The following is a 14,481-nucleotide window of genomic DNA, read 5'->3' as shown; positions in this document are numbered from 1 at the left end:
AGAGCGGAGCACGGCGGTACGGCTCGTACGTTCGGCCGGTATGACGTACGTATCCGCAGACCGCGCATCCGGACCCACCCGTCGCTCGGCCCTTGCGGGGCTCGTCGGCGGAGCCGGGGCTCTGGTGGCCACCGGGTGCACGCCCCTGGGTGCCTCGTCCGCGCACGCACCGACGCCCAGCTCCAAGGCATCGGCCCCCGCGGGCGGCCCCACGCCCGGCGTGATGACGCTCTTCGACGACCCGGCGTACAACTTCAACGGGCTCCTCGCGCTCGGCGGATCCGGCTTCGGCGGCGCCGAGGTGGGCGAGGTGCTCACCGCCGTGAACGCGATCAACAAGGCCGGCCTCTCCGCACAGACGTACGTCCAGACCTTCAAGAAGCTGGGCGACCAGCTGCTGGCGGCGCCGCCGGGCAGCAAGCCCGACGACCAGACCACGCGCTTCCGCGCGCTGCGCGCCGCCCAGTACTACGGCCAGGCGCTGTTCTTCGTCCTCGGTTCGAAGGACCCGGGCAGCGAGGAGCAGCTGTACAAGGCCGGGCGCGGCGCCTGGGACAAGTTCTGCGAGCTGTCCGACCCCGCGCCGGTGAAGGCGAACGTGCCGTACGGCAAGACCCCGCTGCCCGTGTGGTTCTTCCGGCCGGACGAGTCGGACGACGTGCGGCGCCCGACCGTGATCCTCACCAACGGCAGCGACGGGCAGAACGTCGACATGTGGACGTACGGCGTCTCGGCCGCCCTGGACCGAGGCTGGAACGCCCTTGTGTACGACGGGCCCGGCCAGGGGCAGCTGCTCTTCGTGGACCAGGTGGTCTTCACCCCGACCTGGGAGAAGGTCGTCACCCCGCTCGTCGACTGGCTGGTCGCCCGCTCGGACGTCGACACCGACAAGATCGCGTTGACCGGACTGAGCATGGCGGGCGACCTGGCACCCCGGGCCGCAGCCTTCGAGCAGCGGATCGCGGCTCTCGTGGCGATGCCCGGCTGTGTGGAGCCGTGGCTGGGGTTTCCTCCGGAGATCCGGGAGCTCGTCACCCCGGACAAGGAGGAGACCAACGAGATCTGGAACAAGGAGGTCGTTCCCGAGCTGGCCCCCGCCGAAGCCGCGACGATGAAGAAGCGCATCGAGCCCTTCTCCATCCCGGCGATGCTGGCCGCCCGCGAGGGCAAGATGTTCACCGACCTGTGGACCCCCGCCCAGGGCATCCAGGCGCTGACCATCACCGATGTCGTGGGCCGCATCAAGATGCCCACGCTGGTGCTCGACTACGACTACGAGCAGTTCTATCCCGGCCAGCCGCGCCGGATGTTCGACAAGCTGACCGGCCCCAAGGACTACCTGAAGCTCTCCACGGCCGAGGGCGCCCAACTGCACTGCTCCCCGATGGCCCCGCAGCTGCATTGCGAGGTGGTCTTCGACTGGCTCCAGGAGACGCTGTCAGGGAGCTGACGTCCGCGACATACGCCGCTTCTGGGTCTCCCAGAGCCACTTCTGGGTCAGCAGCGTGAGGGTCCCGGCGAGGATGATGCCGAAGAGGTTGAGCAGCAGCTGCTCGCTGGAGCCCCATGCCTGGCCGTACTCGCCGTAGCTGAAGGCCACCGCCGCGTTGGCCGCTGCCGGGACCGTCGTCACCGAGATGGCCACACCGACCAGAGCTCCCGACTTGGCCGAGGTGAGCGAGAGGGTGCCCGCCACACCGGCGAGGACGGCGACCACGAAGGAGAAGGCGTCGGGATCGTAGATGAAGGCGGTGTTGGGCCGGTCGCCCTTCAACAGTGAGTGGTGCTGGAAGAGTCCGATGCCGTCCATGAAGTAGCTGAAGAGGACCGTGACCAGTATCGCCGCCGCGAATCCGACGACCAGCGCCACCAGCGAGCGCCAGGCGAGTCTCGGCAGTCGTTGCACCACGGCGGTGCTGAAACCGGCGAGCGGGCCGAACTCCGGGCCGACGGCCATCGCGCCCACGATGAGGATCGCGTTGTCGAGCACCACACCGCACGCGGCGATCATCGTCGCCAGAGTCAGGAACGCGACGTAGGTGACGGAGAGCGTCGACTCCTCGTGCGTCGCGTCGGTCAGCTGCTCCCACAGCACCGCGTCCGCGCCCTCGCCCGGTGCCTCGTGCTCCGCCTTGTCGGCGCGCTTGGACAGCGACAGGTCGATGCTCTCGACGGCGATCGAGCCGTGCCTTTCCAGACCGAGTTCCCGCAGTCGGCCGATCAGCGCATCACCCGCCTCACGTGCCACGTCGCACAGCACCAGGTCACCCGACGGGTTGCGGGCGGCGCCCGGCACGACGGCGACATGGGTCGTACCGACCGTTTTCTCGATGGTGTCGACCACCTGCTCGGTGTGGTCGGACGGGACGATCAGACGCAGGTGCAGCAACGGCGGCACTCCTCAGAGTTTGCGCAGGGACAGACGCTGAACCTTGTGGTCGGGGCCCTTGCGGACGACCAGCGTCGCACGTCCGCGGGTGGGTGCCACGTTCTCCATCAGATTGACGCCGTTGATGGTGCGCCACATGGTGCGTGCGTAGTCCAGCGCCTCCTCCTCGGAGACCTGGGTGTACTTGCGGAAGTACGAGAACGGGTTCTGGAACGCCGTCTCGCGCAGCTTGCGGAAGCGGTTGAGGTACCAGCGCTCGATGTCCTCCGGCCGGGCGTCGACGTAGACGGAGAAGTCGAAGTAGTCGGCGAGACCGACCCGGGTGCGCCCGTCCTTGCCGGGCAGCGCCGGCTGGAGGACGTTGAGGCCCTCGACGATCAGGATGTCGGGGCGGCGGACCGTGAGCCGCTCGCCCGGCACGATGTCGTAGATGAGGTGGGAGTAGACCGGGGCGGTGACCTCGTCCTTGCCGGCCTTGATGTCGGCGACGAAGCGGGTCAGGGCCCGGCGGTCGTACGACTCGGGGAAGCCCTTCCGCGACATCAGTCCGCGGTCCTGGAGCTCCTTCATCGGGTACAGGAACCCGTCGGTCGTGACGAGCTCGACGCGCGGGTGCTCGGGCCAGCGGGCGAGCAGCGCCTGCAGGAGGCGGGCGACCGTCGACTTGCCGACGGCGACCGAGCCCGCCACACCTATGACGAAGGGCGTGCCGCGCTGGGTGCCGTGGCCGTTGCCCGCCTCGCCGAGGAAGGTGTTGAGGGCGCCGCGGAGATTGGCGGTGGCGCCGACGTACAGATTGAGCAGCCGGGAGAGCGGCAGGTAGATGTCCCTGACCTCGTCGAGGTCGATGACGTCACCGAGCCCCCGCAGTTGCTCGACCTCGGCGGCGGTGAGAGGCAGCGGCGTCCTCTCGCGCAGAGCGCTCCACTCCTCCCGGGTGAGGTCCACGTAGGGGGACGACTCCGTCCGGTCGGGCTTGCGGCTTCGTGGCGGCGAAGTGATCACATGCTCATTGTCGGTCCCGTACGGGCGGAGCGCGGCGTGGCGTCGCTCACGCCGGGCCGTATACGCGTACATCCGGTCCGGGAATGTCCGGTGGCATACGTCACAGTGGCGGGACGGTTTCCCGGAGGCTTCCTCGTCGGCCCGCCCGGTCCGCCCGCCGGGCTCCTCCCCGGTCCGTGAAGGCCCGACCGGGTCCGGGCCGTGGCGCGGTGCACGCCGTAGGCTGCGGACATGTGCGGAATCGTGGGTTACGTGGGAGCGCAGTCCGCGCTCGATGTCGTCATCGCCGGACTCAAGAGGCTCGAATACCGGGGCTACGACTCGGCGGGAGTGGCCGTCCTCGCCGACGGCGGCCTGGCCGCGGCCAAGAAGGCGGGCAAGCTTCTCAATCTGGAGAAGGAGCTCGTCGACCGGCCCCTCCCGAGCGGGTCGACGGGCATCGGCCACACCCGATGGGCCACCCACGGAGGCCCCACGGACGCCAATGCCCACCCGCACATCGACAACGCCGGCCGGGTCGCCGTCGTCCACAACGGCATCATCGAGAACTTCGCGGCGCTGCGGGCGGAACTCGCCGGCCGCGGGCACGATCTCGTGTCCGAGACCGACACGGAGGTCGTCGCCCATCTGCTCGCCGAGGAGTTCTCGTCGTGCGGAGAGCTTGCGGAGGCCATGCGGCTGGTGTGCCGTCGGCTGGAGGGCGCGTTCACCCTCGTCGCGGTGCACGCGGACGAGCCGGACGTCGTGGTCGGTGCCCGTCGCAACTCGCCGCTCGTCGTCGGCGTCGGGGACGGCGAGGCGTTCCTCGCATCCGATGTGGCGGCCTTCATCGCCTACACGCGGTCGGCGATCGAGCTCGGGCAGGACCAGGTCGTCGAGCTGCGGCGCGACGGAGTGACGGTCACGGACTTCGAGGGTGCGCCGGCCGAGGTGCGCGCGTACCACGTGGACTGGGACGTCTCCGCCGCCGAGAAGGGCGGCTACGACTACTTCATGCTCAAGGAGATCGCCGAGCAGCCGAAGGCCGTCGCCGACACCCTGCTGGGGCGGATCGACGCGAACGGGTCGCTCACGCTGGACGAGGTGCGGATTCCCGGCGCGGTGCTCCGGGAGGCGCACAAAGTCGTGATCGTGGCGTGCGGTACGGCGTTCCACGCCGGCCTCATCGCCAAGTACGCCATCGAGCACTGGACGCGCATTCCGTGCGAGGTGGAGCTGGCGAGCGAGTTCCGCTACCGGGATCCCATCCTCGACCAGCGGACGCTCGTCGTCGCGATCTCGCAGTCCGGCGAGACCATGGACACGCTGATGGCGCTGCGGCACGCGCGCGAGCAGGGGGCGAAGGTCCTGGCCATCTGCAACACCAACGGGTCGACGATTCCCCGTGAATCGGACGCGGTGCTGTACACGCATGCCGGGCCGGAGGTCGCCGTCGCGTCGACCAAGGCTTTTCTGACGCAGCTGGTGGCGTGCTATCTGGTGGCGCTGTACCTGGGACAGGTACGGGGCACGAAGTGGGGTGACGAGATCCGGGCCGTCGTCCGTGACCTGTCCCAGATCGCCCGCGAGGTCGAGCAGGTCCTGGAGACCATGGAGCCGGTGCGGGAACTCGCGCGGTCGCTCGCCGACAAGAACACGGTCCTGTTCCTGGGACGGCACGTGGGCTACCCGGTGGCCCTGGAAGGCGCCCTCAAGCTCAAGGAACTGGCGTACATGCACGCCGAGGGCTTCGCAGCGGGGGAGCTCAAGCACGGGCCGATCGCGCTGATCGAGGACGATCTTCCGGTGGTGGTGGTCGTGCCGTCGCCGCGCAGCCGGTCCGTACTGCACGACAAGATCGTGTCGAACATCCAGGAGATCCGGGCGCGGGGAGCGCGGACGATCGTGATCGCGGAGGAGGGGGACGAGACGGTGGTGCCGTACGCGGACCATCTGATCCGCATCCCGGCGACGCCCGCGTTGCTGCAGCCGCTCGTGGCGACCGTGCCGTTGCAGGTGTTCGCCTGCGAGCTGGCGACCGCCCGGGGCAACGAGGTCGACCAGCCGCGGAATCTGGCGAAATCGGTCACCGTCGAATGATCATCGGTGTGGGGATCGACGTCGCCGAGATCGACCGCTTCGGAGATGCGCTGAGCCGCACCCCGGCGCTGGCGGACCGGCTCTTCCTCGACAGCGAGCTGCTCCTGCCGAGCGGGGAGCGACGCGGGACCGCGTCGCTCGCGGTGCGGTTCGCGGCGAAGGAGGCCGTCGCCAAGGCGCTCGGCGCGCCGCCGGGACTGCTCTGGACGGACTGCGAGGTGTACGTCGAGGAGTCGGGACAGCCGCGGCTGCGGGTCCGGGGAACGGTGGCCGACGCGGCGGCCGCGCGAGGAGTGAGGTCGTGGCACGTCTCGTTGAGCCATGACGCCGGTGTCGCGTCCGCGGTCGTGATCGCGGAGGGGTAGGCCCTCCGCCCACGGCGGGGGCGGTGCCTCGTGCGGTACGGAGCGGGCCCGCGCCGGGCGGCGCCATGCACGCGGCCGCCTCCCGGCCGGTGCCGGGCGGCGGGCCCGGCACGGCGACGTGGCCCGGGACGGCAGGACACGGCATGCTTCTGGGCATGCGTCAGGCGTACAGCGTGGAGACCGTACGGGCCGCCGAGGCCGAGTTGATGGCCCGTCTGCCGGAGGGTGCGCTCATGCAGCGGGCCGCCGCCGGGCTCGCCGCAGCAGCCGCAGGGCTGCTCGGGCGGGTGTACGGGTCCAGGGTCGTGCTGCTCGTCGGGAGTGGTGACAACGGGGGCGACGCGCTCTACGCGGGGGCCCGACTCGCGAGGCGTGGCGCCGGGGTGAATGCGGTGCTGCTCGCGCCCGCCCGGGTGCACCGCGCCGGACTGGCGGCCCTGGAGCGGGCCGGAGGGCGGGTCGCCGACGACCCCTACGAGGTTCTGGCCGTGGCGGACCTGGTGCTGGACGGCATCACGGGCATCGGAGGGCACGGCGGGCTGCGTCCCGACGCGGTGCCGGTCGCCCGCGCCGCGCACGGTTCCGGTGCGGTGGTCCTGGCCGTCGACCTGCCGAGCGGGACCGAGGCGGACACCGGGCAGGTCGTGGGGGAAGCCGTGCGGGCCGATGCGACGGTCACGTTCGGTGCGTACAAGCCGGGCCTGCTGATCGACCCGGCGCGGGAGTACGCGGGTGCCGTGCGGCTCGTCGACATCGGCCTCGAGCCGCATCTGCCGTCCGTTCCGGAGCTGGAGGCGCTGCAACACGTGGACGTGGCCCAGCTGTTGCCGGTCCCCGCCGTGGAGAGCGACAAGTACCGGCGCGGTGTCGTGGGGGTCGTGGCCGGCTCCGCCCGCTATCCCGGTGCCGCGGTGCTGGCGGTGGCCGGGGCCCTGCGTGGTGGGGCAGGGGCCGTGCGGTACGTGGGGCCGGGCGCGGACGCTGTCATCGCCCGCTTCCCGGAGACCCTGGTCCATGGCTGGCCCCCCTCCAAGGCGGGCCGGGTCCAGGCGTGGGTCGTCGGGCCTGGGCTCGGCGACGGGCCCGGCGTGGACGAGGTGCTGGAGTCCGATGTGCCGGTGCTGGTCGACGCGGACGGGCTGCGCGCTCTCGACCCGTCCGCGATCGGGTCGCGTACCGCGCCGACACTGCTCACCCCCCACGCGGGGGAGGCCGCCGCGCTGCTCGGTGTGTCGCGCGAGGAGGTCGAAGGGGCCCGGCTCGCCTCCGTGCGGGCGCTGGCCGCGAAGTACGGGGCGACGGTGCTGTTGAAGGGCTCGACGACCCTCGTCGCCGATCCGGACCCGCGCCGCCCGGTCCGGGTGAACCCGACCGGCACGTCCTGGCTCGCCACCGCCGGCAGCGGCGATGTGCTGTCCGGGCTCGCGGGGTCCCTCCTCGCGGCGGGCCTCGCACCGTTCGACGCCGCCTCCGTGGCCGCCTATCTGCACGGGCTCGCGGCGCGTATCGCCTCCCGCGACGCCCCGGTCTCGGCCCACGACGTGGCCACGGCGGTCCCGCGCGCGTGGCGCGACACGACAACCCCCTGATCACGCCCCTCCGGCGGCCGTACGGCGCACCTGCCCGTGCCGGGTGCGCGGAACCGGGGGCATTCCGGGACGCCGGGCGGCCCCCGGCCCGGCCCCGCCCCCCCCGGCGCCTGCACGGTGGGCCGCCCCACGTGAACCGGGACGGTCGGGAGCGAGGCTCCGGCCGGCGCGGCCGCGCGATCGTGCCCGTATCCGGGTCGCGCGTACGTCCGGTGGTCCTCTTCCGACGACTCCACGGCCGCCCCGACGCGTCACGCGGGTGACCAGGACCACTCGTGGTCGTTGCCGTACGAACTATGCCGGGGGCCTCTGAGAGACTGGCCGCGATGACTCAGAACGCACCCTTCCGAGCCCGCGCCGAGATCGATCTCGCAGCGCTGCGCGCCAACGTCCGCGCACTGCGCGCGCGGGCGCCCCGTGCCGCCGTCATGGCCGTGGTGAAGGCCGATGCGTACGGACACGGAATGGTGCCCTGTGCGAAGGCGGCGCTGGAGGCGGGAGCGACCTGGCTCGGCACGGCAACGCCCGACGAGGCGCTGGCCCTGCGGGCCGCCGGCATAGGGAGCCGGCTGATGTGCTGGCTGTGGACGCCCGGTGGCCCCTGGCGCGAGGGCATCGAGGCGGACCTCGACATGGGTGTCAGCGGCATGTGGGCGCTGCGTGAAGTCGTCCGCGCGGCCGAGGAGGCCGGTCGCCCGGCCCGTGTCCAGCTCAAGGCGGACACCGGCCTCGGCCGCAACGGCTGCCAGCCGGCCGACTGGGCCGCTCTGGTCGCCGAGGCCCGCGCCGCGGAGGAGGCCGGGACCGTCAAGGTCACCGGTCTGTGGTCGCACTTCGCCTGCGCCGACGAGCCGGGCCATCCTTCCGTCGACGCCCAACTGGCCGTCTTCAAGGATCTGGTGGCGTACGCCGAGAAGGAGGGCATCGAGCCCGAGGTCCGTCACATCGCCAACTCCCCGGCCACGCTGACCCTTCCGGACACGCATTTCGACCTGGTGCGCACGGGCATCGCGATGTACGGCATCTCCCCGAGCCCCGCGCTGGGCGCTCCCGGCGACTTCGGCCTGCGGCCGGTGATGACGCTCAAGGCGTCCGTTGTGCTGGTCAAGCAGGTGCCCGAGGGGCATGGGGTCAGTTACGGGCATCACTACGTCACGGACCACGAGACCACCCTGGGCCTGATCCCCGTCGGATACGCGGACGGCATCCCCCGCCATGCCTCGGGCCGTGGCCCGGTGCTGCTCGGCGGTGAGTGGCGGCGCGTGGCCGGACGGGTCGCCATGGACCAGTTCGTGGTGGATCTCGGTCCGGACGGTGGCCGCACGGTCCAGGAGGGTGCCGAGGCGGTGCTGTTCGGACCGGGGGACCAGGGCGAGCCGACCGCGGAGGACTGGGCCGTGGCGGCGGGCACGATCGCCTACGAGATCGTCACCCGGATCGGCAAACGCGTCCCACGCGTCCATGTCGACGAGCGTTAACGAATCCCGGCGGTAACGAGACCACTAGGAGCGGGCACGGTGAGCGAGAGCAGCGCGGGGGACGTGGCGGCGGCAGTGACCGACGCCGCCACGGGCAACTGGCGCCGGGCGGGCTTCGCCGGTGCCGCCATAGGGGTGATCGCCGCCGGTGCGGCGGCGGGCGTCGCGATAGAGCGGATGACCGTGGGCCGCGGCATGCGGCGCAAGGCCCGGCTCGCTCTGGACGCTTCAGGCCCCTACGGATCGCTGCGTGGTACTCCGGGCCGGGCGACGTCCGACGACGGCACGGCGCTCTACTACGAGATCGATGAGGTCGACCCCGAGGCGGGCGGCGCGGGGCCGCGCAGACGGCGGCTCTTCGGGCGGAAGTCGCCCGCGCCGGTCACCGTCGTCTTCAGCCACGGCTACTGCCTCAGCCAGGACTCCTGGCACTTCCAGCGGGCCGCGCTGCGCGGTCTGATCCGCACCGTCCACTGGGACCAGCGCAGCCACGGCCGCTCGGGCCGCGGAGCGGCCCAGTCGGGGCCGGACGGCGTACCGGTCTCGATCGACCAGCTCGGTCGAGATCTGAAGGCGGTCATCGACGCGGCCGCGCCCGAGGGCCCGCTGGTGCTCGTCGGCCATTCGATGGGCGGCATGACGCTCATGGCCCTGGCCGACGCGTTCCCCGAGCTCATCCGTGAGCGTGTCGTCGGCGTGGCCTTCGTCGGGACGTCGGCGGGCAGGCTCGGTGAGGTGAACTACGGGCTGCCGGTGGCGGGCGTGAATGTGGTGCGGCGTGTGCTGCCGGGCGTGCTCAAAGCCCTGGGCTCGCAGGCCGAACTGGTCGAGCGGGGCCGCAGGGCAACGGCCGACCTGTTCGCGGGACTGATCAAGCGGTACTCGTTCAGTTCGAAGGACGTGGATCCCGCGGTGGCCCGGTTCGCCGAGCGGATGATCGAGGGCACCCCGATCGATGTGGTCGCCGAGTTCTATCCGGCGTTCGCCGAGCACGACAAGGCGGCGGCCCTGGAGGTCTTCCAGGAGGTCCCGGTGCTGGTGCTGGCCGGGGACAGGGATCTGGTCACGCCCAGTACGCATAGCGAGGCGATCGCGGATCTGCTGCCCGACTCGGAGCTGGTGATCGTGCCGGATGCCGGCCATCTGGTGATGCTGGAGCATCCTCTGGTGGTCACGGACCGGCTGGCGGACCTGCTGGCCCGGGTCGGGGCGGTCCCGGCAGCGGCTAACGTTGGCACGTATGGAAGCACCGCACAGCCCGGCGGCTGACACGGCCGCCCGCCTCACGCTCACGTCCCCGGAACAGATGCAGGAGCTGGGCCGCCGCCTCTCGAAGCTGCTGAGGCCCGGCGATCTGGTCATGCTCAGCGGTGAGCTGGGCGCGGGCAAGACGACACTGACGCGCGGGCTCGGCGAGGGTCTGGGCGTGCGCGGTGCCGTCACATCCCCGACCTTCGTCATCGCCCGGGTGCATCCCTCACTGGTCGGCGGGCCCGCGCTGGTCCATGTGGACGCGTACCGGCTGGGCGGCGGGCTGGACGAGATGGAGGACCTCGACCTCGATGTCTCGCTGCCCGAATCCGTGGTGGTTGTGGAGTGGGGCGACGGCAAGGTCGAGGAACTGTCCGACAACCGCCTGCATGTGGTGATCCACCGGGTCGTCGGCAACACGGACGACGAGCGCCGCACGGTCACGCTGACCGGTGTCGGTGCCCGCTGGGCCGATGCCGGTCTGGCCGGGCTGACCGCCTGACGGCCCGCTGACCGGGTCCGTCCGGCCCGTCCATTTGTGTATGTTCCGACAAGGCGTCGGCAAAATGTTGCGTCCGTTGCTCCAGGCGTGGTCACATGGATGACGACACCAAGTTAGGTCTACCTAACCAGCCTGCCCCCGGAGCAGCAGGAGGCATCCATGTCGGCGTCCGAGCACGAAGCGACGCAGCCGCGTCCGCGACCGAAGTCACCGTCACCGTCCGCCTTCTCGATGCGCGATCTGCTGGCTTCCTGCGCTGCCGCCAGCGCGGTCTCCACTCCACCACGGGTGCGCGATGCGCAGTCCGAGCTGCCCTCCGTCACCGGGGAGCCGGAGGAACGGCGCGACGCCGCGTAGCCCGTTCGGGTGAAATGGGGCGACGGAGGTCCGGGTGGCGCCCCGCACGGACGGCCCCCGGGAGCGCCCCTGCGCGCGGCCTCCGGCTCACGCCGTGCGTTCGCGCGGCGCACGAACGGTCCCGCTAAGGGACGACGACGACCTTGGAGCCGATCGTCGCGAACGTCCACATCGCGTCCCCGTCCGCGCGTGACATCCGCACACCGCCGGTCTTCCGGCCGGGAGCCGGGGACTGCATCGTCCCGTCCACAGCCGCGCTGAACCCGATGTTCACGTCGTCGACGGTCGCGAACCGCACGACGTGCTCGATCTGCGCCCCGTCCGAGCCGCGGATGCTGCCGCTCCGCGAGGTCACGGCATAGGAGCCGGGCCGCGGGCTGACGGTGCTCGGCATGACCTGGAAGGTTCGTGCGGAGCGGCCCCCCTTGTCCACCAGCCACACCCGACGCTCGGACAGCGAGTAGACGACCCGCATGCCCTTGCCGGAGGCCGCAGGCACGGTGAGCGGGTCCTTGCGCGTCCGGTCGGTGGCGCCTGCGGAGGGCCGGGCGGCGGGGGACTCGGCCGTGGCCGGCCCCTTCAGGTTCTCGGGAACGTTCGCCGAAGCCTGGTAGGCGAGGAAGGCGACCACGACGAGTGCTGCCGTGGTGAGCCCGGCCACCATTCCCGAGCTGCTCCTTGCCACGCTTGCTCCCCTTTCGGACGCACGTACCTGGGTGACGGTAGCAGCAGGGGCCGGGCGGTACGGGACGCCGTGCCCCGCCGCCGTGGCCGTAGGCTGTTTGCGTGCTCTTGCTCGCCGTTGATACCGCCACCCCTGCCGTCACCGTCGCCCTCCACGACGGTGAATCCGTCGTGGCCGAGGCCACCTCGACCGACGCGCGCCGGCATGGGGAGCTGCTGCTGCCCGCCGTCGACCGCGTCCTCGGGGACGCGGGTCTGAAACTCGATGCCGTCACGGATCTGGTGGTCGGTGTCGGCCCGGGCCCGTACACCGGGCTGCGCGTCGGTCTGGTGACGGCCGCGGCCTTCGGCTCGGCGCTCGGCGTCCCGGTCCACGGCCTGTGCACGCTCGACGGCCTCGCGTACGCGTCCGGCTTCGACGGGCCGTTCGTGGTGGCGACGGACGCCCGCCGCAAGGAGGTCTACTGGGCGCGGTACGACGGCTTCCGGACCCGGGTCGGGGAGCCCGCCGTCGACCGGCCCGCCGAGATCGCCGCGGAGGTCGCCGGGCTGCCGGTGGTGGGCGCGGGAGCGCTGCTCTACCCCGAGGCCTTCCCGGACGCCCGCGGCCCCGAGCACCAGTCGGCCGCCGCGCTGGCCTCGCTCGCCGCCGAGAGGCTGACCGCGGGTGCGGAGCTGCTGCCTCCGCAGCCGCTCTACATGCGCCGGCCGGATGCCCAGGTGCCCAAGAACTACAAGGTGGTCACGCCGTCGTGAGCCCCGCGCACGCGGCCGGACATCCGAAAGAGGAAGACACGGTGACCGCGATGACGGAAGCCGTCCTGCGCGAGATGCGCTGGTGGGACATCGAACCGGTGCTGAAGCTGGAGCACGAGCTGTTCCCCGAGGACGCCTGGTCACCGGGGATGTTCTGGTCCGAGCTCGCGCACGCGCGCGGCCCGCGGGCCACCCGCCGCTATGTCGTCGCGGAGACCCGCGCCGACGCTCGCACCAGCGGCTCCGCCGACGGCCGGTCGGGCAGGATCGTCGGCTACGCGGGCCTCGCGGCGGCGGGCGGGCTCGGCGACGTCCAGACCATCGCCGTCGCACGCGACCAGTGGGGCACGGGACTCGGCGCCCGGCTCCTCACCGATCTGCTCCAGCACGCCACCGCATTCGAATGCGACGAGGTGCTCCTCGAAGTGCGTGTCGACAACACCCGCGCGCAGAAGCTGTACGAGCGATTCGGCTTCGAACCCATCGGGTTCCGCCGCGGCTACTACCAGCCGGGCAATGCCGACGCCCTCGTCATGCGCCTGCACGTACACGACGCAGAAGTACAAGGAACCGATAACCATGGCTGACGAACCCCTCGTGCTCGGCATCGAGACGTCCTGCGACGAGACGGGTGTCGGCATCGTCCGCGGCACCACACTGCTCGCCGATGCCATCGCCTCCAGCGTCGACGAGCACGCGCGCTTCGGCGGTGTCGTGCCGGAGGTCGCCTCGCGTGCGCATCTGGAGGCCATGGTGCCGACCATCGAGCGCGCCCTGCAGGATGCCGGGGTCTCGGCGAAGGACCTGGACGGGATCGCGGTGACGGCCGGCCCCGGCCTCGCGGGCGCGCTGCTGGTGGGCGTGTCGGCGGCCAAGGCGTACGCGTACGCGCTGGGCAAGCCGCTGTACGGGGTGAACCACCTGGCCTCGCACATCTGCGTGGACCAGCTGGAGCACGGCCCGCTGCCGGAGCCCACGATGGCGCTGCTGGTGTCGGGCGGCCACTCCTCGCTGCTGCTCGCGCCCGACATCACCAGCGACGTGCGGCCGATGGGCGCGACGATCGACGACGCCGCGGGCGAGGCCTTCGACAAGATCGCACGCGTGCTCAATCTGGGCTTCCCCGGCGGCCCGGTCATCGACCGGCTGGCGAAGGAGGGCGACCCCACGGCGATTGCGTTCCCGCGCGGCCTGAGCGGTCCGCGCGACCCCGCGTACGACTTCTCCTTCTCCGGGCTGAAGACCGCCGTCGCCCGCTGGATCGAGGCCAAGCGGAACGCGGGCGAGGAGGTGCCCGTACGGGATGTGGCGGCGTCCTTCCAGGAAGCCGTCGTGGACGTCCTGACCAGGAAGGCCGTCCGGGCCTGCAAGGACGAGGGCGTCGACCATCTGATGATCGGCGGCGGTGTCGCGGCGAACTCCCGTCTGCGGGCGCTGGCGGAGGAGCGCTGCGAGCGGGCCGGGATCAGGCTCCGTGTGCCGCGGCCGAAGCTGTGCACGGACAACGGGGCGATGGTGGCTGCGCTCGGCGCCGAGATGGTGGCGCGGAACCGGCCGGCGTCGGACTGGGAACTCTCGGCGGACTCCTCGCTGCCGGTGACGGATCCGCATGTCCCGGGACAGCAGCACAACCACGACCACGATCATGTGCACGAGATCAGCAAGGACAATCTCTACTCATGACGGTCGTCACGCTGATGTGGGAGGCGCGGGCGGCCGACGGCCGGGGCGCGCAGCTGCTGGAGTGGGCCAGGGCGCAGCCCCTCGCCGCGGTCCCGCTGCGGCGTGAGACGTTCCGGGCTCCCGGCGAGCGGGTGCTGGTGCTGACCTGGTGGGAGGCCCCGGGCGCCGGCGCCTCACTGCCCGAACTGCCCGAGCCGGACGCGGATCTCATCACGCGTCCGGTGCACCGCTGGCGCTTCGAGTCCCTCGGGACAGAGGACCGGTGACGACCGCATCGGGCTGCTCGGCGATGTCGTGGGCATCGGCACTGCCCGACCAGCGGCCCGCGAGGGCCTTCCTGGGC

At 71.6% G+C, this 14,481-nt stretch carries 15 protein-coding genes; 12 read left to right on the top strand and 3 right to left on the bottom strand.

The genetic code is table 11. The features are described from left to right. The first annotated feature begins 40 nt into the window (after window positions 1–40). The gene (locus tag AC068D_RS16605) at window positions 41–1,450 is read left to right on the top strand and encodes an alpha/beta hydrolase family protein (RefSeq protein WP_478823748.1); all 1,410 of its coding nucleotides are present in this window, start codon (window positions 41–43) and stop codon (window positions 1,448–1,450) included. On the opposite strand, the gene AC068D_RS16600 is transcribed toward AC068D_RS16605, so the two are convergent. Both AC068D_RS16600 and coaA read right to left on the bottom strand, forming a co-directional pair. Next, window positions 1,439–2,389 (bottom strand): DUF389 domain-containing protein, encoded by a 951-nt coding sequence (locus AC068D_RS16600; RefSeq protein WP_478823747.1) that lies wholly within the window; start codon window positions 2,387–2,389, stop codon window positions 1,439–1,441. The genes AC068D_RS16605 and AC068D_RS16600 overlap by 12 nt on opposite strands. A gap of 12 nt (window positions 2,390–2,401) precedes the next feature. Then, window positions 2,402–3,394, bottom strand: a complete 993-nt coding sequence (gene coaA, locus AC068D_RS16595; protein WP_478823746.1) for a type I pantothenate kinase — start codon at window positions 3,392–3,394, stop codon at window positions 2,402–2,404. A 231-nt stretch (window positions 3,395–3,625) separates the two neighbouring features. Here coaA and glmS point away from each other — a divergent pair, with 231 nt between their 5' ends. The 7 genes from glmS to AC068D_RS16560 all read left to right on the top strand — a co-directional run bounded on the left by glmS (window position 3,626) and on the right by AC068D_RS16560 (window position 11,015). Further along, entirely contained in the window at window positions 3,626–5,473 is a 1,848-nt protein-coding gene (gene glmS / locus AC068D_RS16590; protein WP_478823745.1) for a glutamine--fructose-6-phosphate transaminase (isomerizing), read from the top strand. After that, window positions 5,470–5,838: a holo-ACP synthase gene (locus tag AC068D_RS16585; RefSeq protein ID WP_478823744.1), complete on the top strand. Its 369-nt coding sequence runs from the start codon at window positions 5,470–5,472 to the stop codon at window positions 5,836–5,838. Before glmS ends, AC068D_RS16585 begins: the two co-directional genes overlap by 4 nt. Before the next feature lie 155 nt (window positions 5,839–5,993). After that, complete coding sequence (locus tag AC068D_RS16580) at window positions 5,994–7,427, top strand: NAD(P)H-hydrate dehydratase (protein WP_478823743.1); 1,434 nt, start codon at window positions 5,994–5,996, stop codon at window positions 7,425–7,427. A gap of 326 nt (window positions 7,428–7,753) precedes the next feature. Then, window positions 7,754–8,905 (top strand): alanine racemase, encoded by a 1,152-nt coding sequence (gene alr, locus AC068D_RS16575; protein ID WP_478823742.1) that lies wholly within the window; start codon window positions 7,754–7,756, stop codon window positions 8,903–8,905. Window positions 8,906–8,944: 39 nt separating this feature from the next. Further along, on the top strand, window positions 8,945–10,174 hold the full coding sequence (locus tag AC068D_RS16570; protein ID WP_478823741.1) for an alpha/beta fold hydrolase: 1,230 nt from the start codon (window positions 8,945–8,947) through the stop codon (window positions 10,172–10,174). Then, a complete protein-coding gene (gene tsaE, locus AC068D_RS16565; RefSeq protein ID WP_478823740.1) occupies window positions 10,146–10,658 on the top strand; it encodes a tRNA (adenosine(37)-N6)-threonylcarbamoyltransferase complex ATPase subunit type 1 TsaE in 513 nt (170 codons plus the stop codon). Before AC068D_RS16570 ends, tsaE begins: the two co-directional genes overlap by 29 nt. A 159-nt stretch (window positions 10,659–10,817) precedes the next feature. After that, window positions 10,818–11,015: a hypothetical protein gene (locus AC068D_RS16560; protein ID WP_478823739.1), complete on the top strand. Its 198-nt coding sequence runs from the start codon at window positions 10,818–10,820 to the stop codon at window positions 11,013–11,015. Window positions 11,016–11,139: 124 nt separating this feature from the next. On the opposite strand, the gene AC068D_RS16555 is transcribed toward AC068D_RS16560, so the two are convergent. Then, complete coding sequence (locus AC068D_RS16555) at window positions 11,140–11,700, bottom strand: L,D-transpeptidase (RefSeq protein WP_478823738.1); 561 nt, start codon at window positions 11,698–11,700, stop codon at window positions 11,140–11,142. A 101-nt stretch (window positions 11,701–11,801) separates the two neighbouring features. On the opposite strand from AC068D_RS16555, the gene tsaB reads away from it, so the two are divergent. The 4 genes from tsaB to AC068D_RS16535 are packed head-to-tail and all read left to right on the top strand — an operon-like array spanning window position 11,802 to window position 14,404. Continuing rightward, window positions 11,802–12,455: a tRNA (adenosine(37)-N6)-threonylcarbamoyltransferase complex dimerization subunit type 1 TsaB gene (gene tsaB, locus AC068D_RS16550; protein ID WP_478823737.1), complete on the top strand. Its 654-nt coding sequence runs from the start codon at window positions 11,802–11,804 to the stop codon at window positions 12,453–12,455. Between the two features lie 50 nt (window positions 12,456–12,505). Next, complete coding sequence (rimI, locus tag AC068D_RS16545; RefSeq protein WP_478823736.1) at window positions 12,506–13,042, top strand: ribosomal protein S18-alanine N-acetyltransferase; 537 nt, start codon at window positions 12,506–12,508, stop codon at window positions 13,040–13,042. Further along, on the top strand, window positions 13,035–14,138 hold the full coding sequence (gene tsaD / locus AC068D_RS16540) for a tRNA (adenosine(37)-N6)-threonylcarbamoyltransferase complex transferase subunit TsaD (protein ID WP_478823735.1): 1,104 nt from the start codon (window positions 13,035–13,037) through the stop codon (window positions 14,136–14,138). Before rimI ends, tsaD begins: the two co-directional genes overlap by 8 nt. Further along, entirely contained in the window at window positions 14,135–14,404 is a 270-nt protein-coding gene (locus AC068D_RS16535) for a hypothetical protein (RefSeq protein WP_478823734.1), read from the top strand. The genes tsaD and AC068D_RS16535 overlap by 4 nt, the downstream gene beginning before the upstream one ends. The last annotated feature ends 77 nt before the right edge of the window (window positions 14,405–14,481 follow it).

The organism is Streptomyces sp. NPDC043861, from assembly GCF_056435905.1.
This window is presented reverse-complemented; position numbering and strand designations above follow the sequence as displayed.